Source organism: Mesorhizobium cantuariense (assembly GCF_042647205.1).
Taxonomy (GTDB): domain Bacteria; phylum Pseudomonadota; class Alphaproteobacteria; order Rhizobiales; family Rhizobiaceae; genus Mesorhizobium; species Mesorhizobium cantuariense.
In genome coordinates this window covers 5,403,622-5,425,825 of the sequence record NZ_JBHRVD010000001.1, presented here as the reverse complement: position 1 = coordinate 5,425,825, position 22,204 = coordinate 5,403,622, and the positions used below count along the sequence as shown (strand labels likewise).

The window sequence follows — 22,204 nt, the reverse complement described above, 5'->3', positions numbered from 1 at the left end:
AGGAATCGACCGACATCCTGCGCATAGCGGTCGTTCACGTCGCGCCGTCCGCAAGTCAACTTTGGGTCATAAGCTGAGTCCTCGCAGCTACTCCTCCCCCCGCTTCTGCGCGATCAGGTCGAGGCGCTCGCGGTCGGAGCGTTCGCGTTCGTCGCGGTTGCGCACGTCCTTGTAGGCGCGTTCGACCATGTTGGTGCGGGCGGTGGCGGCAGCGATGAGGCTGGCCTCTTGCCTGGCGCTCTCGAGGCTCGCTTCCTGGCGCACGACCGCCTGGGCGATGCGGCGGTGGTAGAGATCGGGAAACAGACCGGAGAGGGAATCTGTCTGGTCGAAATGACCGACCAGATCCCTGGCCTCGGCCTCGGCGGCACTGGCCGCGGCAAGGAAGGTGGCGTGGCGGGTTTCGTGCAGCGCCTTCAGCTGTTCCTGCACCTTGACCAGTTTCCTGAGGCGGTCCTTGCGTGTGCTCATTTCTATCTCGCCAGTGTCAGGTCGACAAAGCCGTCGACGAACAGCGACAGCATGGTGCCCACGGCGAAATAGAAGATGATCATGCCGCCGGCGATGATGAAGGGCTGGGAGATGAAATAGATCGGGATCTGCGGGGTCAGCTTGTTGACGAAGCCGATCGTCAGATTGACGAGAATGGCATAGGCGACAAACGGGCTGCCGAGGCGGATGACCAGGAAGAAGGTGTCCGACACCGTGTCGGTGACATCGACGAGAGCGGCCTGCGGGTTGAAAAAGATGTTGACCGGCGCGACCGTGTAGGAAGACACTAGGGCGCGTATTATCTCGTGATCGAAATCGAAGACGAACAGCATCAGCAGCGCCGAAAATGAGATGATGGCGGCAAGAGCTGCCTGGGGTTCGGGCTCCTCGATCGCCGGTCCGCCCGAGCCGCCATAGCCGATCAGCATGGCGATGGCCGAGCCCATGAAGCGCAGGGCTTCCATGTAGAGCCTGGTCATGGCGCCGATCAGGCCGCCGACCAGAAGTTCAGAGATGATCATCGGCACCAGGATCTGCGGGCGCGGGTCGACGAAGGGAAAGATCTTGTCCCACAGGAAGGCGAGCAGGCCGCCGGTGGCAGCGACCGCGACGAACAACCTGATCTGGATCGGAACGCGGGCACTGGACAGGCCCGGCATCAGCATGAAGCAGGCGCCGATGCGGCAGAAGGCGAGGAACGCCGCAATGACGACGCCTTGCGAAAGCGCGCTCACGATATGGTTCCGAGCACCCTGATCTCGACGCCCTTGGCGATTTCGACGTGGCTGAGCACCGGCAGCGTGGTGAACAGCCGTTCGATGATCATGCGCACATAGGGGCGGGCGTCGGGCGCGGTGACGAGGACGAAACGCTCGCCGGCTTCCAGATATTTCTTGATCGCCTTGGTCGCGTCCTGGCCGAACTCCTCGAGCTGGCGCGGGTCGATGTCGAACTCGCGCACCTCGCCCTTGGCGTCGCGCTTGAGGCTCTGGTGGAAGGCGAGGTCCCAGCGGTTGCCGAGGCGCAGCACCTTCAGCACACCGCCCTCGGAGAGGTCGCCGCAGATCTGCTGGGCCATGCGGATGCGGACATGCTCGACGATCTGCTCGGTGCGGCGCACATGCGGCGCGATCTCGGCGATCGCCTCGATGATCAGATGCAGGTTGCGGATCGAGACGCGTTCGGCGAGCAGCAGCTTCAGCACCGCCTGCAGGCCGGGATAGGAGATGTGCGTGGTGCAGATCTCGTCGGCGAGCTTGCGGTACTCCTGGTCCTGCCGTTCGAGCAGCGCCTTCATGTCCTTGTAGGACAGAAGCTGCGGCAGGTTGTTGCGGATGACCTCGGAAAGATGGGTGAGCAGTACCGACATGTTGTCGGCGAAGGTGTAGTTCTCGCGCTTCAAATCCTCGGCGAAGGCTTCGACCACCGAATAGGCGCGCATGCCGAAGGCCGGCTCGCGGATTTCCTCGCCCGGTATTTCGGGGATGTCGCGGTTGCCGAGCAGCACCATGATCTCGCCGACACGCATCTGGTATTCGGCCACGACGGTGCCGTGCACCTTGATCTGGTAGCTCTTCGGCGGGATGGCGAAATCGTCGGCGACACGCACTTCCGGCACCACGAAGCCATACTGGGTGGCGAATTTCTTGCGCATCTTGCCCATGCGGAAAACCAGTTCCTGATGCGACGTCAGCAGCCTTGTCGACAGCTGCTTGCCGATCAGCAGTTCGATCTCGGCGGTGGCGAGCGAGGCCTTGACCGAGTTCTTCTCCTCCTCGACCTTGGTCGCCTTTTCCTGGTCCTTGATCGCCTCGGCTTCGGCGAGGACACGGTTGGCGCGCATCGGGATGATGTAGCCGAGGCCGGCCATGCCAGCGGCGAGCGCAAAGAACGGAAACAGCGGCAGGCCGGGCATCAGGCCAAGCAGCACCAGCAGCGACGCCGCGACGTAGAGCGCGCGCGGATGGGCGCCAAGCTGGCCGAACACCGCCTGGTTGGTCGAGCCGCGGGTGCCGCCCTTGGAGACGAGCAGGCCAGCGGCGAGCGACACGATCAGCGCCGGGATCTGGGTGACGAGGCCGTCGCCGACCGACAGCTTGATGAACACGTCGGCGGCTTCGCCCATGCCCATGCCGTGCCTGATGTAGCCGATGGCGATGCCGCCAACGATGTTGATGGCGGTGATGATCAGGCCGGCGATGGCGTCGCCGCGGACGAATTTCGAGGCGCCGTCCATCGAGCCGAAGAAGGAGCTTTCTTCTTCCAGTTCACGGCGGCGCAGCTGTGCGGTCTTGTCGTCGATCATGCCGGCGGAGAGATCGGCGTCGATCGACATCTGCTTGCCGGGGATGGCGTCGAGGGTGAAGCGGGCGCCGACTTCGGCGATACGCGTGGCGCCCTTGGTGATGACGATGAAGTTCACTACGATCAGGATCATGAAGACGATCAGGCCGATGACGAAATCGCTGGCCATCACCAGCTTGGAGAAGCCGGCAATGACATAGCCGGCCGCATGCGTGCCCTCATTGCCGTGCGACAGGATCATGCGCGTGGTGGCGATGTTGAGCGACAGCCGCAGCATGGTGGCGATGAGCAGCACGGTCGGGAAAGACGAGAAATCGAGCGGCCGCTGAATCCACAGCGCCACCATCAGGATCAGCACCGAAAGCGCGATCGAGAAGGCGAGGCCGATGTCGATGAGAAAGGCCGGGATCGGCAGGAACAGCACGGCCAGGATGATGACGATGCCGATGGCAAAGAAGACGTCGCGGCCGTTCTTGGCCACCGCGCCGGGCTGAATGCTTTCGCTGATCGCCATATCGTCCTCAAGCCATGGACTGCCGAACGTGCGACAGCCCTGTGAGGGTAGCCCGCCAAGCTTGCGCGAGGGTGGGAGACTGGCTAGTTCGAACGATCATGCGCAGGTAGCCGTGTCGGCCGGCCTCCCAATAAAGGGAAAAACCCATGCTTCTGATCATCGGCTCCATCCGCTTGCCAAACAGATTGGAGGAAGCCAAGCCCGCCATGGAGCGCATGGTTTCGGCCAGTCGCGCCGAGCCCGGCTGTGTCGAGTATTCCTATGCGCAGGATGTGTTCGATGCCGGGCTCATCCGGGTGACAGAAGTCTGGAGCGACCGGGCAGCGCTCGACGCGCATTTCCGTTCGCCGCACATTGCGGACTGGCGTGCGAGCTGGCCGGCACTTGGCATCGGCGAGCGCAACCTCGTGCTCTATGAAGCCGGCGAGCCCATGCCGACCTGATCGGCCCGCCGGGCCGGCTGCCCGCTGGTCGTCGGCAAGGACCGTTTGCGTTCCCTCAGAGGCAGTAGCGGCCACAACAAGTCGGTCGATGCCACAATGGCGCCTTGTCTGTCGCCATTGTGGTTGCCATGCCGTGTCGCTGGGCGTATCAGGCGGGCTTTCCACTGCCTTTTCTGATGTCGGCGAGCCGCCCCGGTGCTTTCCAGAAACCAACCGCAAGTTTATGCCCGCCGGCTGCGCGCGGTGCTGATCAGGTCGTTGCCACTGCTCGAGGCGCGCGGCATCGCGGTGGTCATTCTGGCCGGCATCGTAGGCGTCATGGCGGGCATATTGGTCACGGCGATGAGCCAGATCGTGCAGGACCTGCACGGGCTGTTGTTCGGCGTCCAGCCCGGCGGCCGGCTTTCCGGCATGTTCTCGCTCGCCAATCCGATGCAGGCGCTGATACCGGCGATCGGCGGCATCCTGCTTGGGCTGACGGTCATCTGGCTCCGGATACGGAAATTCCGCACGCCGATCGACCCGATCGAAGCCAATGCGCTCTATGGCGGGCGCATGTCGCTGACCGACACCTTCATCATCGCCGGCCAGACCATGATCTCCAGCGGTTTTGGCGCCTCGGTCGGGCTCGAAGCCGGCTACACGCAGGTTGGCTCCGGGCTGGCATCGCGGCTGGCTGGCATCTTCAGGCTGCGCCGTAACGATGTCCGCATCCTGGTTGGCTGCGGTGCGGCCGGCGCCATCGCCGCCGCCTTCGATGCACCGCTGACCGGCGCCTTTTACGGCTTCGAACTGGTCATCGGCATCTACTCGGTCGCCAATGTCGCACCGGTGATGACAGCAGCGATCTGCGCCTCGCTGACCGCCGAAATGTTCGGCGGCGTGCCGTTTCCGCTCGAGCTTTCGGGCCTGCCGGCGCTCACCGCCAGCCAGTACGTGCCGTTCCTGCTGCTCGGCCTGCTCGGCGGTGCCGCCTCGATCGCCATCATGCATCTGGTGACACTGATCGAACGTGGTTTTGCCAGACTGTCGATCGATGCGGCGCTGCGCCCCGTCATTGGTGGCGTCATCGTCGGGCTGCTGGGTCTTATCACCCCGCAGGTGCTGTCCAGCGGCCATGGCGCGCTGCATCGCGAATTCTCGATGAACTACGGGCTGGCCGTGGTGACCAGCGTCTTCGTACTCAAGCTGGCGGCATCGGCGGTTTCGCTGGGGTCGGGCTTTCGCGGCGGATTGTTCTTTGCCTCGCTGTTCCTCGGCGCGCTGCTCGGCAAGGCGTTTGCGGATGTGATGGTTGTCGTCTCGCCGGCAACCGGCATCGACCCTGCGGTCGCCGCCGTCGTCGGCATGACGTCGCTCGCCGTCGGTGTCGTCGGCGGCCCGCTGACGATGACCTTCCTGGCGCTGGAATCGACCCGCGACCTGACGTTGACCGGCGTTGTGCTGGCGGCCTCGATCATGTCGGCCATCCTGGTGCGCGAAACCTTCGGCTACTCGTTCTCGACATGGCGCTTCCATCTGCGCGGCGAGACCATCCGCAGCGCCCACGATGTCGGCTGGATGCGCAGCCTCACCGTCGGCTCGATGATGCGCAAGGACATCAAGACCATCTATGCCTCGACGACGCTGGCGGCCTTCCGCAAGGAGATACCGCTCGGCTCGGCCCAGCGGGTCATCGCCGTCGATGCGGGCGATCATTATGTCGGCGTGCTGATCGTGGCCGAATTGCACAGCGATCCCTCCGATGGCGAGGTGCCGGTGCGCGATCTTGCCAAGTACAAGGACGCGGTGCTGGTGCCGAGCATGAACGTGCAGGCCGCCGCAGAGACGTTCCAGCGCGCGGGCGCCGAGGAACTCGCCGTGGTCGAGGATTTCACCGACCATATCGTCCTGGGGCTGTTGACCGAAGGCCATTTGATGCGGCGCTATGCCGAGGAACTCGACAAGGCGCGCAAGGACCTGTCGGGCGAGGGCTAAGGGACAGCCCGGAGTCAGTGTTCAATAGGCCCCTTGGCCATCACAAGCGCCGTGCCGGCGGTCGTCGGGCGCTCGATCATGCGCCGCACGCGCGGCGGCTCGTCGCCGCTGTGCAGCGCCCGCACGCGCTCGCCGATGACGGCGTCGGCATGGGTGATGCGTCCATTGTGCCTGATATATTCGATCCAGGTCGGCGTGTGATAGTGCTCGATCCATATGGTGGGATTCTCGAGATCGCGCGCCAGTGTCCAGTTGCGGGCGCCGTCACGGCGGCGGATGCGGCCGCGTTCGGCCATTATGGCGAGGAATTCCGGTTCGTCCTCGTGCCGGATCACATACTCGATCATGATGGCGATGGGACCACTGCGCGGCTTCAGGTCAAGCGCCAGGTGCGGTTCCTTGAAGCGATTGAGCGGGTCGAGGTTGAGCACCTGCTGTTGCGGTAGCGGGAGCAAGAGACCGATGGCGCCGCCGGCCAGCATGGCGACGCTGGCGGCGATCAGCGCGGTTTCGGCGCCATGCGCATCGGCGACGACACCCCAGATCCAGCTGCCGAGCGCGATGCCGCCGAAGGTAGCCGTCTGATAGACCGACAGCACCCGGCCGACCACCCAGCGTGGGGTTGCCATCTGCACGGTGACGTTGAAATGCGAAAGCGCGATCACCCAGCAGGCGCCGCCGACAAGCAGGCCGAGCGACGTCTGCCAGGCATGCTGGCTGACGGCGGCATTGAAGGCGCAGACGGCGAAACCGGCGAAGGCACAGCGCACCATCGTCTCGCTGGACAGCAACTGCCGCAGCCTGACGCTGATCAAGGCACCGCCGACCGCGCCGATGCCGAAGGCACCGAGCATGATGCCGTAGGTCAGCGCGTCGCCCTTGACGACGTCACGCGCCACCAGCGGCAGCAGCGCCAGCACAGCACCTGCGCTGAAGCCGAAAGCAGCGCCCCTGACCAGCACCTTGCCGATGTTGGGCGACATCGCGACATAGCGCAGGCCGGCGCCCATGGCGGCACCCAGCGACTCGCGCGGCAAGGTCGATACCGGCACGTCCGGCTTCCAGCGCGCCAGCACGACGATCAGGCCGATATAGCTCACCGCGTTCGCCGCGAAGGCGGCAGCTGCACCGGCCGCGGCGACGATGATGCCGCCTATTGCCGGGCCGACGCTGCGCGTCAGATTGAAACCCAGGGAATTGAGCGCGACGGCGGCCGGCACCTTGTTGCGGGGGACGATGTCGCCGACGGAGGCCTGCCATGACGGGTTGTTGAGCGCCGTGCCGCTGTCGATCAGGAAGGTGAAGGCGAGCAGCGTCCACGGCGTGATCAGGCCGGAGTAGGTGAACAGGGTCAGAAACACCGAGACGACCAGCATGAAGGTCTGGGCGACCAGCATCACCTTGCGTCGGTCGAAACTGTCGGCGATGGCACCGGCGACGAGCGCAAACAGCATGATCGGCAAGGTGGTCGAAGCCTGGACCAGGGCCACTTGATAGGGCGAGGTGGCGATCGTGGTCATCATCCAGGCGGCGCCGACGCCCTGGATCAGGCCACCGAAATTCGAGACGAGACTTGCGCCCCACACGGCGCGGAAAATGCCGTGCCGGAAGGGTGCCAGCGCCGAGACGCTCTCGCTGTCCGGCTTTTCGTCAATCATCGGGGGTTCCTGCCATGTCGTGCCGATTCGTCAGATGATCCGTTTGCTCAAGATCATTTGCCGAAAGTAGGGCATGGCGCCGCAAAGGGCGAATGTCTTTCGAAAAAGCTCATGGTCCAACAATGGGATAGAGGCGGTCCACGCCCTTATCTGCCGTTGGCCCGGAGGGGCGCAGGGATCAGCGGCGTGTGCTTTCACGCAATCGCGGACGGCATGTCGCGGCACACCTTCCTGGAACTGGCTCAGAACCCGTTCTGGATGCGCTCGAAGATGACGTTGGTGAAAGCCGATATCTGGCTGCCGATGAAGGGCCCGGTCAGCGCCACCACCAGCATGATGGCGACGATCTTTGGCACGAAGGTCAAGGTGATCTCCTGGACCTGCGTCAGCGCCTGGATGAGCGCGATGCCGATGCCGACCACCATGGCGACCAGCACCACCGGGGCGGACGCAGTGAGCACCGTCCACACCGCGTACTGGACGATGTCGAGAGCGTCGGCCTCGTTCATGGGACTGGCTCTCTGTCGAAAGCGTCAGCTCGCTGCCTTGACCGAGACGCCTGGGCCGACCGCGACTTCGGTGCCGTTCTGCAGCACGGCGATGAGACCGCTGCTGGCAAGGCGCACCGAAGCCACCGTGCCCGTCGTCTTGCCGTCGGCGGAGGTTATCGAGCGCCCGATCAGCGCGTCGGCCTGCGACAGTGCCGAGGACTGCATGATCTGGTTGAGCTTGGTGTTGGTCTGCACTGATTGCTCGACCTGCGAGAAGGTGGCGAGCTGGGCGACATACTGCGTCGAATCCATCGGCTTGGTCGGATCCTGGTTCTTCATCTCGGCGATCAGAAGTTTCAGGAAAGACTGGTAGTCGACCGCTGTCTTCGAAGTCGACGCGGTGGCCTGGTTGGCGCCGGTCGGTATCGTCGTCGTCATGTCCACATTCATCAGTATCGTGCTCCCACAGCCAGCGGGCGCTCGGCACCCGGAACGTCGTCATTGCCACCCAGCGCGCGGCGTTCGAGCGGATAGAGCGCGCGGATAGCCTTCAGCGCCTCGTAGATATGATCCTCGCCGACCATGCGGTCGATCTGTTTCAGCGCAGCACAGATCTGCGTGTCCTCGAAGCTTGCCAGCAGCAGCGGCAGCGAACGGCGGAACATGTCGCGCGCGGCGGCAGCGCCGGCCGGGTTCATCAGCATGACCTGCAGGATGAAATACAGCTGCTTGAGCGGCGTCGAGGCATCGTCGGCCTGGATCACATGGCTTTCGAGCAGGAACTGCACGTCGTTCATCAATTCGACGGTGACCTTGCGGTCGACCCGGATGACGGCGCCGTTGATGTAGATCTTCTCGTTAGGCTTCAGCGATATCTTCAGCGTGTTGGTCATTGGATTCCGTCCCTGATGATCTGGGACACCTCGATCAGCCCTTCGAAATTGTTGGTGCGGCCCTGGCGAATGTCTTCCGCCTCGCGCAGCAGCCACAGGCCGATGGAAATGAGATTGGCACGCAGTTCCTTGGGCAGGGCGTTGTCGCTGGAGCCGAGATCCTCGACGAAGGCGGTCCAGACGCGGTTGGTGAAATGAAGCGCCTCGATCGCCTCCATCGAACCGTGGCCGGCCGCCGCCGCCGCCGCCAGCATGTCGATCGAGCGGGTCAGGAGCTCCCGCTCGCGGTCCTTCGCGTCGGCAACGGAGGTGCTCTGGATGTCGGCGTAGGAGAATTGGTACATCGTTGGGGCTCTACCGTTCCGTTAAGCGTTGTCAGGTCAGGTAATTCAACAGGCTGAGCTGCTGCAGGCGTGCGGTCAGCGCGAAGGACGTTTCGATGTGCTGTGTCAGGTCGGCGACGCGGGTCGCGGCTTCGGCCGGATCGACGCCTTCCAGATCGAGAATGTGCCTTTCGAAAAGGTCGACCTGCGTTTTCATGCGGTCGTTTGCATCGGAAACCCGCTTCTGGACGATACCGGTCTCGGATTGAACCTGGGCAATGCCGCTCAACGCTTCGCCGACCAGCAACGTGGAGCGGCTGACGACGGTGTTCTTCGCGGCCTGGCTGATGTTGCTGGACATCAGGCTGGCGACCATGGTTGCCGCCATGGCGAGCTTCTGGATGCCATCGCTGTTGGCGCTGGTCGAGGTAGGGGTGGTCTCGTTGAGGGCGATGCGGCTGACGATCTGTTGGTCGGTGGCGTTCGACCAGTTGCCTTGCCAGCCCGCGCCCGTGAACTGCGGCGCGACATCATTGGTGATGAAATCGTCCATCTGGGCAGCCGTGATGTTGGCCGCGGCCGGGTCGTCCTGGGTGAAGCCGAAATTGGCGACGAAAGCGGCGTCGAATGCCGCCTTGGCGGGAGAGCCGGCGGCCGTGAAGTCATTGATCGGCTTGACGTCGGTGTTGGTGCCGGCGAACAGATATTCGCCGTTGACGCTGGTGTTGAGGATCGATGTCAGCTGCTGGATGGTCGCCTTGCCGGAGTCCCGGGTGAGACTATTGGAAGAATCGCTCGATGAGGCGGTGGTCAGGGCGGACAGCAAGGCCTGCGCGGCGCTGGAGAGCTGGCTAAGCGAGGTCTGCGTCGAGGAGAGCCGGGCGCCGACCAGGCCGTTGGAATCAATGATGACGTTGAGCCGGTCGAGATCGCGCGAGAAGGTGACGGACTGCGCGGTGCGCCCGCCGAGAGCCAGCCCGACATCGGCAACCCTGCCGGTCGACGCTTCCTTTGTGGCTTTGACGAGGTCCGCCTGCATGCGCATCTGCTGGGAGCGCATGGCATTCGACAAAGCGGCTGACGAGACTGAAGTCATGGATTATCCCACCGCGTTGAGCAGGGCCGTCAGCATGTCGTCGACGGTTTTCATCATCCGGGCTGATGCCTGATAGGTGTGTTCGAGGTCGAGCAGCAACGACATTTCCTGGTCAACATTGACGCCGGTCGCGTTGGACAGCGCCTCGGCGCTGCGCGAGGCCAATGCTTCCTTGGCGTCGGAGGCGGTCGAAGCCTGCTGGCGCACGCCCTCGAACCAGCCGATCGAATTGGCGGCGTAATCGGACACGCTGGACGTTGCCGAAACGCCTGCGGCGGGGTCGAAAGTCATCGGCTGGTCGAGCCGGTCGCCATAGGCAACCAGAAGGGTGGAATAGGATGCGCCGCCGCCGGTGTTGGCGACATAGGCGGCACCATTGGCGCCGCCGTCGCGCAGCAGCGTCGGATTGCCGCCGGTGCTCGGGTCCATCGCCGCATTGACGCTGATGGACGCGGCAAGGCCGTTGACCAGCGTGCCCGCGGCCGGAATGGCCGGCGCGCCCGACCAGGTGAACAGGCCGGCGGCATTGGGCATCGCAGGTGCCGTCTCGGCAAAGGCGGTGATCAGGCCACGCGCTGTCTCGTCGAGCTGGCTCTGCATGGTCGAGGCAACGCCGTCGCGCAATTGCAGCAGGCCGGCAAGCGTGCCGCTGGCGCTGGTGTTGCCGCCGGCTCCCGCCGAGATCGGTACATTGTCGATATAGACGGCATTGCCGGCGGCACCCGCGGTGTAGCCGGCCGACGCCGCGAAGGTGACCGTGCGCGGTATCGTCTCGAACAATGTCGTGCCGTCACCGGTGGTGATGACCATGTCATTGTCGCCACGCGTGAAGGTCGACACCGGGACATAGTTCGAGATCTTCTTCAAAAGCGCGTCACGCTGGTCGAGCGCGTCGGAAACGTCGGTGCCGGAACGGGTTCCGGACATGACCGCCGTGTTGGCATCCTGGAATTGGCTGAGCAGCGAGTTCAGGTCGTCGACGGCCGTGGCGATCTGGCCGTCGGTCTGGGTGCGGAAATCCTGGACGGCCTTGGAGCCCTCATTCAGCGAGCGCACGACCTGCTTGGCCGCGTCGATGACGCTGGCGCCGAGGTTCTGGTTGGACGGCGAGGTGGCGTAGAGCTGCAGCGCCTTTTGCAGGTCGGCAATCGCGGTCGAGGGCGAGGACGCATTGTCGACGCCATTGACCGCAACGCCCAGCTGATCCATGCCGCTGTAGAGCGCGTTCTGGCCGCTCCAGGCCGACAGCGCACCGAGGTTCTGGCGGAACAGTAGGTCGTTGGTTGCGCGCTGGATATCAACCGAACGCGCGCCCGGCGCCGTGCTGGTGACGACGGCCTGACGGCGCGAATAGTCCGGATTGGAGGCGTCGGCGACGTTGCGCGAGACGACGCTGGTCTGTCGCGCGGTGTTCATAAGCGCCGACTGGGCGATACTCAATGCGGTAGACAGTGACATGCGGGTCTTTCGCGGGCGGCGCCCGTCTTATCGCTTCAGGTTGACAAGGACGTCCATCAGATCGGAACCGGTCTGGAAGACTTTCGAATTGGCGGTGTAGCTGCGCTGCGCCGCGATCATGTTGGTCAGTTCTTCGGCGATATCGACGTTGGAATTCTCGAGCGCGCCGGAGATGATGGAGCCGAGCTTGCCTTCATTGGCGAAGCCGACGCGGACCGCGCCGGATTCGGTGCCCTGTGAATAGACGTTGCCGGGCAGCGCGGTGAGCTGGTCCGGGCTCTGCACGTCGGCCAGCGGAATCTTGTAGAGCGGCTTGGTGGAGCCGTCCTTGTACTGCGCGTAGATGGTGCCGTCCTTGCTGATCTGGACCTTGTCGATGGTGCTCGGCGCGTTGCCGTTGACCTGGGCGTCGGAAACGGTGAAGCCGGCGCCGAGCTGGGTCAGCGCCGACAGATCGAGCGAAAAGGGGGCGCCATTGGGCACGGTGAGCGAGACGCTGTCGACGGCGCCGGTGAGCTTGCCGGTGGTGGTGTCGAAGGTCAGGTTGGCCGAGCCGAGCGCGCCGCCGGTATAGGGGAACGCGGTTCCGGCCGTGGCCTGCGACTGATCGAAGACCGACACCTGCCAGGTGCCGGCGCCGGTGTTGGTGAAATAGACGTCGAGCAGCTTCTTGTTGCCGAGATTGTCGTAGGCAACCATCGAGGATTTCGAGGTGTACTGCGCGCCGACAGCATTGGTGGTGGGCAGATTGCCGGCAGCGACCGGTGTCGCACCTGCCGGCAGATTGCCGGCATAGCTACCCTCGGTGCTCGGTGTTGCGGTCATGCCCTGATCCGAGATGACAACCGGGACCAATCCCTCGAAGCCGTTGACCGTCGCTGCCGGCACACCGTTGTCGTAGCTGTAGGCCATCAGCTGGAAGCCGGCCGAGTTGACCAGCCTGCCCTGCCCATCGGGAACGAAAGCGCCGGCGCGGGTCAGGTAGGGCGTACCGCTCGGATCCTGGACGACAAAGAAGCCATCGCCGCTGACAGCAAGGTCGGAGACCGAGGTCGTGTACTGAAGCACGCCCGGATCGCTGACCGCCTGCCGGATCGTCGTGGTGACGCCGCCGGAATTGTAGGCACCGCCCGTCGACGGCATGACCAGCGTCGAGAATTCGGCGGAGGACCGCTTGTAACCGGTGGTGTCGGAATTGGCGATGTTGTCGGCGACCGTCGACAGGCGGTTTGCCTGCGCGTTCATGCCGGAAACGCCGGTCCGCATCATTCCATAGAGGCTCATCGAAACGTCTCCGCTGTGTCCATGCCACTGGCTACGAGGCTACGCGTGTTTTCTTGCGCGAGGCTGGCGCGGCGCTGCATCAGAAGACGAGCCGGTAGCCGAGGAAACGCTTGGAATCGATCGGGTCGGTGCCCAGCTTTTCGCGCAGCTTCTTGCGCAGTTTGCTGATGTGGCTTTCCACCACGTTCTCTTCGACCTCTTCGTCGAAGATGCCGTAGATGGCGTTGAAAACCTGGGTCTTGGTGACGCGACGCCCGCGATTGCTCGCCAGATATTCGAGGATGCGGCGCTCACGGCGCGGCAAGGGCAGAGGCTGACCGTCGATCTCGGGGTCGCGGCCGTCCATGAAGATGCGCATGGCGCCGATCTCGGTGTAGGCGACATCCTCCTGGGCGCGGCGGCGGATGGCGGTGATACGGGCCAGGATCTCGCGGATGTGGACGGGCTTGCGGATGACGTCGTCGACGCCGCTCTCGAACAACCGCAGCGTGTTCTCCAGGGAATGCTGTTCGCTGAGCGCAATGACCGGAGCGCCGGTGCGGTCGCGGATCTGGCGGGGAGAGATGGAACCTTCGCGGCAGTCGCCGATGAGGAAGGCTCGGACCGAGCGCAGATCGGTGTCGGCGGCCGAGTTCACCCACTCACCGAACTCGCCGGACGCAAAGCCTGCACAGGCGATGCCCTCACGATCGAAAAGTGAATTGTATCCCTCTGTTACGAGCTCGCGCTCGTCAACGATTACAATCATCGGCCCGCCTCCGAATCAAATCATTTGCCCCGTGAAGAGAGGCCTATCCGCTGGCGAGAATCCTGAACAACCGTCATTTCTTGTAGCTAGTTTCTTGGGAGTCTGGAATCGCACCGGTTGCATTAGCGTGCAGCCAGATATGCTTTCGGCGGCAAGATTTGACCAAGTCAAACCAACAATTCCGGATTGTGCAGTTGGTTTATTAGAAGCGTAAAATACGCTTATCGGTTGCAGAAGCCGCGAGCGTTCGCGGTCCATTTTCCAAAGCCGGTGGCGACCATGTTGGCAATGACACGGCAGACATAGACCTTCTGTGCCGGATCGTTGTCGGGACCGGCATGATAGCGGGCGACGGCCATTGACCAAGTCTCGTGACGGGCATGGAGGCTGGCCAGGAAGCGCGCCGCATAGTCGACGTTCTGGCGTGGATCGAGCATGTCCTCGACGCTGCGAAAATGCGAAGCGTGGTAGTGGTGGTTGATCTGCATGCAGCCCAGATCGATCAGCGTCTTGCCCTCGCGCCGGGCATTGGCGAAGGCGGCAAGAGCCTCGGTCCGGTTTCTCGAAAAGACCGCTTTTCCTTCTATATTCAACGCGTTGGGTTGAAGGCTGCCCTTGTTGCCGGTCTCCGTCAAGCCAACGGCATAGAGGATGCCGGCGGGCACGCCATAGCGATCGGCAGCGCGCAGGATTTCCGGTTCGCAAGGGTTGGTCGCGGCAGCGGCAGCGCTTGCCGCGCTAGATAAAGATATCGCCGCCAGCGCGTTCGCGAGAAGGCGAAGTGCCGCGGCCGTAGTCCTGCGCATCATCGTTGCGGTTCCCTGCGGATTGCTGACCCGGCTGCTGACCACCCGCTCCACCATTGCCGCCGCCCGGACTTCCGGGCTGGAACGATGATGGATCGCGGCCTGCTGCGGCCGGCAAAGGGGCGGTTGCATCGGTGCGGTTTGTGGCAGGAATTGCTACCGAAGGTTGCAGAATTGTGACCTTGTCAACCTCGAAGCCGAGCCCGCGCAGCGACTTGACGATGGCCTCGCTGTCGGCGGACAGCCGACGATAGGCGTCGTGTGTTTCGGGCTTCAGCTCAATCGAAAGTTGTTCTCCGGAGAGGCGAAGATGGGCCGTCACCATGCCGAGTTCGGCGGGGTGAAGTTCGATCTTCAACACATGTGTCGGAACGGCAACAGGGCCGGCCAGCTGGGCGGCCGCGGATGAGGCTGAAAGCGCCTTTTGCGGGCCACTGTCGGCGGCTATGGCGTTGATCACATTGAGGGCTGCCTGGCTGATGGGACTCTGCGGCGGTGCGGGGAAGCTCTGTTCGGACACCACGTCGATGCGTGCGGCGGACAGGGACTGTTTTCCCGCTTCGGGCCGCAGCGAGGACTGGACATCCTCGATACTCCTCATCGCCGACGCGGTGTGCTTCGACTGCACGCCGGGCACGTCCGCAGCCGGTGCGTCCGGCAGCTTCCGGGCCGCCACTGTGTTGTCGCGTTTCGGCGCAGCCGAGGCAGCGCCGGGTGAGGTTGCGAACTTGCCGTCAAGGTCCGTCAAAGGCCCGTCGACGATCGAAGCCTGCTCCGGCTTCGACATGGTTTCGAGGGCTTCGCGTCCCGCAGAGGATTTTGACCGGTAGGTCTTCGGCAGCGGAGCCTGCCCGTCGAGCGCTGGCTCCGACGGGCTCTCGCCGGTGGCCGCGTCGCGCCCGGATGCCTTGGCCGATGTCGAGAAATGGCGCAGGTCATGAAACGCAATCAGTAACGACAGGTCGTCCTGAAGCGGCGCGGCATCCGCCGTCGTCTCTTCGGCGTCGGCATCGTCCTTGTTCGCCTTTGCTTCCAGATCGTCCTTGCCGATTTTCACAGTCGGCACCTTGCCCGAGACGGTTTTTCCGGGCTCGGCCGATGTCGGCTCGGCCTTGCCGCTATGCCCGGCAAGGCCGGCGGCGAGTTTGCTCCAGCGCTGCTCGCGCGATCCTGCCTCGGTCGTCGGCTGCCGTTTCGGGCGGGCAGTGTCCGTGTCGCCGCGCAGCATCTTGCCGAAGCCGGCGTCGTCGTTCTTGCCGTTCGCAGCCGGTTGCTCCGCTGTCGCACGCGCGGCGGCAAATCCTGGCAAGGCCGAGCCGAGGCTGGTGGTCATTTGGGGGCGGCTCCAAGCATCTGGTCGATCAGGTCGAGTTGTCGACGTGTTCTGGTCATGGCTGCGTCGGTCGGATCGGTGGGTTCGAGACCGGCTGCAGGCGGCGATGCCGAGGCCGGCATGACAGTCGCCGCGACCGCGGATGTAGCTGGGACTGCCGCCGTGTCCGGCGCATCGGCGGTTGGTCCGCCGGGGGCGGCGGTGACGGCAGGCTGCTCCGCGATCGCGCCTTCGACCGGTGGCAGTCCGCTGTCATCGGCGCTTTGCGCCGTGGCGATCTCGGGCACCGGTGGTTGCTCGGCCGCAACAGGGGCAGGCTTTTCCCTGGGAAGAGCAGCGGGCGGCGCGACGACTTCGCCGGCAATGGCCTGCGCGGCGTCGAGCAAGGCGCGGTCGCCTTCAGACAGCCTGCTGCGGTCGATCTTGCCGAGCTTGGCACGGACGTCCTCGATGGTGCCAGAGGTGACGGTGGAAAGGCTGGCATAGAGCAGGGCGCGTGGATCGTCCTGGTTGGTGTTGCCGTCGCGGCCCTGCTCGGCCCGCGCCGAAGCGAAGGCCGACAGCTCGTTCAGGCCGTCGATCGCGGCACGGCGGGCGATGCGCAGATAGATCACCTTCTCGCGCTCGGGATCCATCATCGAGGTGATGTCGCCCAGCTTGTCCTGGCTGATCGACATATGCAGCGCGATGACACCGGAGACAAAGGAGTCGGCGAACTGGCTGGCATAGGGCGAATAGAGGTAGCGTTCGACATACTGAGTGGAGGCAAGCGCGAAGCGCGCCGCGTCGCCTTGCGCGACTGCAATGCCGACCGAACGGCGAAGTGCCGCTTCCTCGACCAGCGTGCCGGGGCTGAGCAATCTTGCCTGGTCGAGCAGACCGAGTGCGGCTGCCGGCTGGTCGCCGGCAAGCAGCGAGCCTTTGACCAGGGCAAGGAAAGCGCCGAGATCGGCAGGCAGCGCCATGGGATCGATCGGCTTCAAGGCTTCGATCGCCTCGCCGGGCCGGCCGTTGAGGTAGTCGATCACGCCTTTGGCTATGGCAAGGCTTTGCGGGTCCGTCGTGGCGCGCGACGTTGCGGCCTCGACGGTCACCGGGTTGCCGCCGCTCATGCCGTAGACAAGCAGGGCGCGAAAGTTCTTGGGATCCTTGTAATCCTCGGCATCCGCCGCGCGCAGGCGCTCATCCGCCATCTCGAGCAGCTTGGCCTGCATCGGCAGCGCGGCATGATCGCCGGCGGCTATGCGGTCCTGGATGAGTTGCAGCGAGCGCACCAGCTGATACGGCTGCAGTCCATCCTGGGCGAAGCCGGCCGACGGATGTCCGCCGGCCAGCAGCAACAGGCCAATCAACCGGCTGGTGACGGCCGCTCGCCTCATCCGCCGGTCGCCATCAGGATTTCGATGCGGCGGTTCGCGGCCGCCAATGGATCTGCTGCCACCTTCGGCTGGCGGTCGGCGAAACCGGCGACCTCGGTGATGCGGCGTTCGTCGACGCCGCCGCGCACGAGCATGTAGTAGGCGGAATGCGCGCGCGCCGTCGACAGCCGCCAATTGTCGTAGCCGTCGCTGCGGAACGGCCGTGCGTCGGTGTGGCCGTTGATGCTGATGGTGCCCTTCTGGCTGTTGACGATGCGGCCGATCTTCTCCATCGCCAGCACCAGTTCGCGGCGCGGCAGCGCCGAGCCGACCTCGAACATGCCGAAGTCGAGCTGGTCGGTGATCGAGATGACGACGCCCTTGTCGGTGGCTTCGACCGAGACGCCGTCATGCAGTTTGTCGCCGGGCTTGAAGGCATCGGCCAACTGCTGCTTGACGTCGGCCGCGGCCTTGATGGCGGCGGCGGTCGGCGCCTTCTCGCCGGTGTCGGGTTTGGCAGCCTTTTGCGCCTCGGGTTCGGTCTTGGCTACGTCCGCGGCTTTGGTGTCGCCCGGTTTGACCTCGCTTGGCTTGGTGTCTTCGGCCTTGGCCGTTATGTTGGCGGGGTTTGCGGCCTGCTTGCCTGACGCATCCTTTGCCAGCGGCTCGAGCGGTGCGGCCGCGACAGGCGGTACGGCTTTGACTTTGAGCACCTGCGTTTCGGCGGCTTTGTCGCCGGGCTTGACCGGATCGCCCTCGATCCTGGTGCGCTCGGCACTGGCCTCGGCGCCGGGCGCCGCCACCTGCTGTGACCAGAAATCCGGCTCGAAGGGATCGCGATAGGAGGCGCCACCGGAGGCGCCCGTCGCCGGACCGGCAGCCTGCACGCCGCCGTCACCCTTCTGGCTGACATTCTGCATGACGCCGGTATCGGTGGCGATTTCCGAAAGCACCGCGTAAGGGTCGGCGAAGAGATGATCGTCCGAGCGTTCCGCCTGCTGCGGCTCCTGCTTGTCCTGCTTGCGGTTCGACGCGCCCGCGCCGGCATTGCCATTCTGCCCGGCTTTGCTGGTCGCCTCTTGCGGATCGTCGGCTGTCAACCCGATCGCGCGCGGACCATCGCCGATATCCTCCAACCCCTTGCGGCTCGAACTGCGGTCGACCAGCTTGACCGGGTTGAAGTAGCTGGCGACGGCTGCCTTGGTCTGTTCGTTGGCGGCATTGATCAGCCACATGACCAGGAAGAAGCACATCATGGCCGTCATGAAATCGGCAAAGGCGATCTTCCAGACGCCGCCATGGTGGGCCTCGTCATGGTCGTCATGGCTGCGCCGCACGATGATGATCTCGTGCCTGCCGTGGTCGGCGTCTGCGACGCTCATGCCAGGACCTCCGAGAGGACCGTCGACCATTCGGCCATACGCGTCTCGAACACCGCCTCATCGATGGCGACGGTGAGGTCGAAGCCTGGTGCCTCGACGAAGTCGAGATTGGCCGCGCGCGGCCCGAGCGATGCCTTCAATGTCTCGAACAGCGAGAGCGGCCCGCGCACGACGATGCGCACCGCTTCGGCGTCGCCGACCGCTTCGCGTATCGCGCTGGCGAGTACCTCGATCGAGCGTTTCTGCAGATCGTCACTGACGATGCCGCCGATGATGCGGGCGACCGTGGCGGCGACAAGCCCGGTCACGCGCGCCTCCATGGCATCGATGCGCAATGAGACCGCCTTGCCGACATCGTCGCCAAGGCCTTCGAGAAATACCCTTGCTTGCTCTGCATTGGCCTGGCGTTCGGCTTCGAGCGCGGCTTCATGCGCGATCGACAGGCGTGCCTCGAGCGCCGCTTCAGCCTGGACAACCGCTTCCGCGATCAGCGTGCCTATATCGGCTTGCGGCGCCGGCGCTTCGGGCTTGTGTTGCGGATCGACCGCGACCCGGGGCTGGCCGGCACGTTGGGTGCGGGTGCCGAAATCAGGCAGAAGGTCGAAGAGGGCTGCGGAGGCCATGGTTTACACCGCAACTTCCTGGGCAGCCCATTTGCGCAGGATCTGCGCGGTGCGCTCCTCGTTGAGGTCGACCATCCGGGCAAGCCGATCCTGCGGCGCCGGCCTGATCTTCTGGCGAAGATCGTCGAGCGGTGTGAGGCCCGGGCGCGCGCCGGGCAAGGCGCCAACCGCGGCACTGTCGGCGGCGGTCGTTGCTTCCGGCGTCGGCAGCGAGCGTTGGACATCATCGAAGCTGGGGCCTGACAGGGCCGGTGTCGCCTTTGCCGTAAGCGCCGCCGCCATCGGCCTCAGGCCGAAGAAGGCGACCAGGAAAACCACGACGATGAAGGCGCCAGCGTTGATCAGGGTGCCGGCATGCTGGCCGATGGAATCGAGCATTCCAGCCTGCGGGATCGCCTCGCCATCCAGCCCGTCGATGAACTCGACCGCCGAAACATCGATGACGTCGCCGCGTTTTTCGTCCAGGCCGGTGGCCGAGGTCACCATCTTCTGGATTTCGGCCACACGCTTGGCAATCTGCTCCGGCGTGGCGTCCTTGCCGAGGATGGTCATCAGGCGTTGCTGGTTGACGACGACGGCAATCGACATCTTGGTGACGCTGTAGCCGTTGGAGACGGTGGCGATCTTCTTCGAATTGATCTCGTAATTGGTGATCTCTTCCCTGCGGTCGTTCTGCGAAGAGGATTGCGGACCGTCGGTGGCGGTTGCCTGGGTTTCGGGCAGGTTCTGCTCGACGCTGGCCGGGGTGGAGGCCTGCTTCTGGTTGTTGTTTTCGTTGGCGCGCACCGACTGCACCGAGCGCTCGACGCGGGAGTTCGGATCGAAGATGGTTTCTTCCGTCTGGCGGGTGTCGGTGTTGACCTCGGCCTTGACGCTGGCGCGGAAGTTGTCGGGGCCGAGATAGGCCGTCAGTGCACGGCGGATGTTGTCACCGATCTGCGCCTCGACGGTCTGCTCGACGCCGAGCGTGCGGGCGGCGCTGGTGTTGGAAGGATCATCGCCGGCGGCCAGCAGGTTGCCGCTGGAATCGAGCACCGTCACCTTGTCGGCCGACAGGCCGGGGACGGCGGCGGCGACGAGGTGGCGGATCGACATGGCGCTCTTCTCGGCGTCGATGCCGGCGTAGCGGATGACCACAGAGGCGGAAGGCTGCTGCTCGTCGCGGCGGAAATTGGCGCGTTCGGACATGACGATGTGGACGCGCGCCGCCTTGATGCCCGATATCGACTGGATGGTGCGGGCGATCTCGCCTTCCAGCGCACGCACCCGGGTGATCTGCTGCATGAAGGAGGTGAGGCCGAGCGAGCCGACATTGTCGAACAGTTCGTAGCCGGCATTGGCGCTGGTCGGCAGGCCCTTTTCGGCAAGCAGCATGCGCGCCTGTGCGGTGGTGCCCGCCGGCACCAGCACGGAGGTTCCGTCAGAACCAACGTCGAAGGCGACGCCGGCTTCGCCCAGCACCAGGCCGATCTGGTTCACGTCGGCGCGGTCGAGCCCGACATAGAGCGTGTCGTAGGCAGGGCGGTTGAGATAGACCGAGGCGATGCCGATGACGCCCATCACCAGAACGGCGATGCCCGCCAGCATGGCAAGGCGCTTCACGCCAAACCCGCGGAGATTCGAGATGATGCTCTGGATCTGTTCCGGCACGGTTCAACGACTCCCAGCATGATTGTCCGCCGGAACTCTAGTCCTCGAAGCTTGTGCGAAAATGAAATCGGGCCGCGCTTGCGCGCGGCCCGTCGATCGGAGTGCCAAAAGGAGGGCGCCGGTGGCGCCCGCGATTAGCTCTTGAACAGCGACAGGATCGACTGCGAGGCGCTGTTGGCGATCGACAGCGACTGGATGCCGAGCTGCTGCTGCACCTGCAGCGCTTGCAGGCGGGTCGATTCCTTGTTCATGTCGGCATCGACGAGCTGGCCGACGCCGCGGTCAATGGAGTCCATCAAGCTCTGGGTGAAGGTTTTCTGCAGGTCGATGCTGCTCTTGGCCGCGCCCAGGATGGTGGCGGAATCGGTCAACTGAGCCATGACCTTGTCGATCCTGGTCACCATCTGCGTGATGATGTCGTCGGTTACGCCGGCCGCAGTGATGTCGAGGTTGTAGGCGGAAATATTGTCGACCTTGGCGACCGCTCCCGCCGCCGTCTGGCCGGCGGTGTTGGCAGCGATGTCCGTTCCTCCGCCCGCGATAGCGGTCGCATAGGCGTTGTCATACAGGGTCTGGGCAGCCCCCGTGGCATAGATGGAGGTCTGGCGATCGAGGGTGCCGTAGTTCTTGACGCCGGTGGCCAGGCCGTAGTCGAAAAGTTTGGTGCCCTCGACATCGATATCGATCGTTCCAATCGAAATGGCGCCGGATGAGGAACGATTAAATGAGGACACGATCTCCGAGTCGGGCTGGACGCCGTCATTGGCAGCGGCAACCTGCTTGGAGGTCACCGCAAGGAAATTCGAACCAGAGAAGGTGGCCGCATCCGCGAAAGACTTCATCTGCGCCTGAAGCGCCTTGATCTCGGTCTGGGTTTTCGCCTTGGCGGCGTCCGTCTGGCCGACGGTCGAAAGCAGCTTGGTCTTGATCTGGCCGATCGTGGCCAGCACATTGTTCATGCCGGTATAGGCGGTATCTACTTTCGAGGCGCCGAGGCCGAGTGCATCCTGTACCGTCGACAGGGCCTGGTTGTCCGAGCGCATCGTGGTGGCGATCGACCAGTAGGCGGCGTTGTCCGAGGCCTGCGAGACCCGGTAGCCTGTCGAGATGCGAGCCTGCGTCTGTTCGAGCGATTTGTTGGTGGCGCTGAGGCTTTGAAGTGCGGTTAACGCCGAAGCGTTGGTCATGATGCTCGCCAAGAAAGTCGCTCCTTCTCAAAGGCCGACATGCTCAGACATGCCGGATAGGCCTGTTCAACGGTGGTATCGTGCCGGTAGGGCCGATTCGCCAACTGTTGTAAGCTATTGATTAACCATAACTAGCGCGACATGGTTAACAGCCTGTTAAACGCTGGCTTTCGAGAGTTAAGGA

At 64.2% G+C, this 22,204-nt stretch carries 21 protein-coding genes; 2 read left to right on the top strand and 19 right to left on the bottom strand.

Annotated features, from left to right (window positions below):
* Positions 1 to 87: 87 nt before the first annotated feature.
* Genes ACFOJ9_RS26430 through flhA form a run of 3 tightly spaced genes read right to left on the bottom strand, consistent with a single transcriptional unit; the run spans position 88 to position 3,310 of the window.
* On the bottom strand, positions 88 to 471 hold the full coding sequence (locus ACFOJ9_RS26430; protein WP_378982838.1) for a hypothetical protein: 384 nt from the start codon (positions 469 to 471) through the stop codon (positions 88 to 90).
* 2 nt (positions 472 to 473) lie between these two features.
* Positions 474 to 1,226, bottom strand: a complete 753-nt coding sequence (gene fliR / locus ACFOJ9_RS26425; protein WP_378982835.1) for a flagellar biosynthetic protein FliR — start codon at positions 1,224 to 1,226, stop codon at positions 474 to 476.
* Positions 1,223 to 3,310, bottom strand: coding sequence for a flagellar biosynthesis protein FlhA (gene flhA / locus ACFOJ9_RS26420; RefSeq protein ID WP_378982832.1), 2,088 nt, complete (start codon positions 3,308 to 3,310; stop codon positions 1,223 to 1,225). The genes fliR and flhA overlap by 4 nt, the downstream gene beginning before the upstream one ends.
* Positions 3,311 to 3,456: 146 nt before the next feature.
* Between flhA and ACFOJ9_RS26415 the strand changes: the two genes are divergently transcribed.
* On the top strand, positions 3,457 to 3,753 hold the full coding sequence (locus ACFOJ9_RS26415) for a putative quinol monooxygenase (protein ID WP_378982830.1): 297 nt from the start codon (positions 3,457 to 3,459) through the stop codon (positions 3,751 to 3,753).
* A gap of 195 nt (positions 3,754 to 3,948) precedes the next feature.
* Positions 3,949 to 5,730 (top strand): chloride channel protein, encoded by a 1,782-nt coding sequence (locus ACFOJ9_RS26410; RefSeq protein WP_378982828.1) that lies wholly within the window; start codon positions 3,949 to 3,951, stop codon positions 5,728 to 5,730.
* Positions 5,731 to 5,744: 14 nt separating this feature from the next.
* On the opposite strand, the gene ACFOJ9_RS26405 is transcribed toward ACFOJ9_RS26410, so the two are convergent.
* The 16 genes from ACFOJ9_RS26405 to ACFOJ9_RS26330 all read right to left on the bottom strand — a co-directional run bounded on the left by ACFOJ9_RS26405 (position 5,745) and on the right by ACFOJ9_RS26330 (position 22,032).
* Entirely contained in the window at positions 5,745 to 7,388 is a 1,644-nt protein-coding gene (locus tag ACFOJ9_RS26405) for an MFS transporter (protein WP_378982826.1), read from the bottom strand.
* A gap of 242 nt (positions 7,389 to 7,630) precedes the next feature.
* Positions 7,631 to 7,897, bottom strand: coding sequence for a flagellar biosynthesis protein FliQ (gene fliQ / locus ACFOJ9_RS26400; protein ID WP_023761707.1), 267 nt, complete (start codon positions 7,895 to 7,897; stop codon positions 7,631 to 7,633).
* A 24-nt stretch (positions 7,898 to 7,921) separates the two neighbouring features.
* Entirely contained in the window at positions 7,922 to 8,329 is a 408-nt protein-coding gene (gene flgD, locus ACFOJ9_RS26395) for a flagellar hook assembly protein FlgD (protein ID WP_378982822.1), read from the bottom strand.
* On the bottom strand, positions 8,329 to 8,772 hold the full coding sequence (flbT, locus tag ACFOJ9_RS26390) for a flagellar biosynthesis repressor FlbT (protein WP_378982819.1): 444 nt from the start codon (positions 8,770 to 8,772) through the stop codon (positions 8,329 to 8,331). The genes flgD and flbT overlap by 1 nt, the downstream gene beginning before the upstream one ends.
* Positions 8,769 to 9,116 carry a flagellar biosynthesis regulator FlaF gene (gene flaF, locus ACFOJ9_RS26385; RefSeq protein ID WP_109659362.1) on the bottom strand — a complete coding sequence of 116 codons (348 nt, stop codon included), beginning with the start codon at positions 9,114 to 9,116 and terminating at the stop codon, positions 8,769 to 8,771. The genes flbT and flaF overlap by 4 nt, the downstream gene beginning before the upstream one ends.
* Before the next feature lie 31 nt (positions 9,117 to 9,147).
* Positions 9,148 to 10,191, bottom strand: coding sequence for a flagellar hook-associated family protein (locus ACFOJ9_RS26380; protein WP_378982816.1), 1,044 nt, complete (start codon positions 10,189 to 10,191; stop codon positions 9,148 to 9,150).
* Between the two features lie 3 nt (positions 10,192 to 10,194).
* On the bottom strand, positions 10,195 to 11,649 hold the full coding sequence (gene flgK / locus ACFOJ9_RS26375; protein ID WP_378982813.1) for a flagellar hook-associated protein FlgK: 1,455 nt from the start codon (positions 11,647 to 11,649) through the stop codon (positions 10,195 to 10,197).
* A 27-nt stretch (positions 11,650 to 11,676) separates the two neighbouring features.
* Entirely contained in the window at positions 11,677 to 12,933 is a 1,257-nt protein-coding gene (locus ACFOJ9_RS26370; RefSeq protein ID WP_378982811.1) for a flagellar hook protein FlgE, read from the bottom strand.
* A gap of 79 nt (positions 12,934 to 13,012) precedes the next feature.
* Complete coding sequence (locus ACFOJ9_RS26365) at positions 13,013 to 13,681, bottom strand: response regulator transcription factor (RefSeq protein WP_013529780.1); 669 nt, start codon at positions 13,679 to 13,681, stop codon at positions 13,013 to 13,015.
* 221 nt (positions 13,682 to 13,902) lie between these two features.
* Positions 13,903 to 14,490 carry a transglycosylase SLT domain-containing protein gene (locus ACFOJ9_RS26360; protein WP_378982808.1) on the bottom strand — a complete coding sequence of 196 codons (588 nt, stop codon included), beginning with the start codon at positions 14,488 to 14,490 and terminating at the stop codon, positions 13,903 to 13,905.
* Positions 14,420 to 15,820 (bottom strand): flagellar hook-length control protein FliK, encoded by a 1,401-nt coding sequence (gene fliK / locus ACFOJ9_RS26355; protein WP_378982806.1) that lies wholly within the window; start codon positions 15,818 to 15,820, stop codon positions 14,420 to 14,422. The genes ACFOJ9_RS26360 and fliK overlap by 71 nt, the downstream gene beginning before the upstream one ends.
* Positions 15,817 to 17,199: a chemotaxis protein MotC gene (locus ACFOJ9_RS26350; protein ID WP_378982804.1), complete on the bottom strand. Its 1,383-nt coding sequence runs from the start codon at positions 17,197 to 17,199 to the stop codon at positions 15,817 to 15,819. The genes fliK and ACFOJ9_RS26350 overlap by 4 nt, the downstream gene beginning before the upstream one ends.
* The gene (locus tag ACFOJ9_RS26345) at positions 17,196 to 18,560 is read right to left on the bottom strand and encodes a MotB family protein (RefSeq protein ID WP_378982802.1); all 1,365 of its coding nucleotides are present in this window, start codon (positions 18,558 to 18,560) and stop codon (positions 17,196 to 17,198) included. The genes ACFOJ9_RS26350 and ACFOJ9_RS26345 overlap by 4 nt, the downstream gene beginning before the upstream one ends.
* Complete coding sequence (locus ACFOJ9_RS26340; protein WP_378982800.1) at positions 18,557 to 19,183, bottom strand: hypothetical protein; 627 nt, start codon at positions 19,181 to 19,183, stop codon at positions 18,557 to 18,559. The genes ACFOJ9_RS26345 and ACFOJ9_RS26340 overlap by 4 nt, the downstream gene beginning before the upstream one ends.
* A gap of 3 nt (positions 19,184 to 19,186) precedes the next feature.
* A complete protein-coding gene (gene fliF / locus ACFOJ9_RS26335) occupies positions 19,187 to 20,833 on the bottom strand; it encodes a flagellar basal-body MS-ring/collar protein FliF (RefSeq protein WP_378982798.1) in 1,647 nt (548 codons plus the stop codon).
* Between the two features lie 134 nt (positions 20,834 to 20,967).
* A complete protein-coding gene (locus ACFOJ9_RS26330) occupies positions 20,968 to 22,032 on the bottom strand; it encodes a flagellin N-terminal helical domain-containing protein (protein ID WP_378982796.1) in 1,065 nt (354 codons plus the stop codon).
* Positions 22,033 to 22,204: the final 172 nt, after the last annotated feature.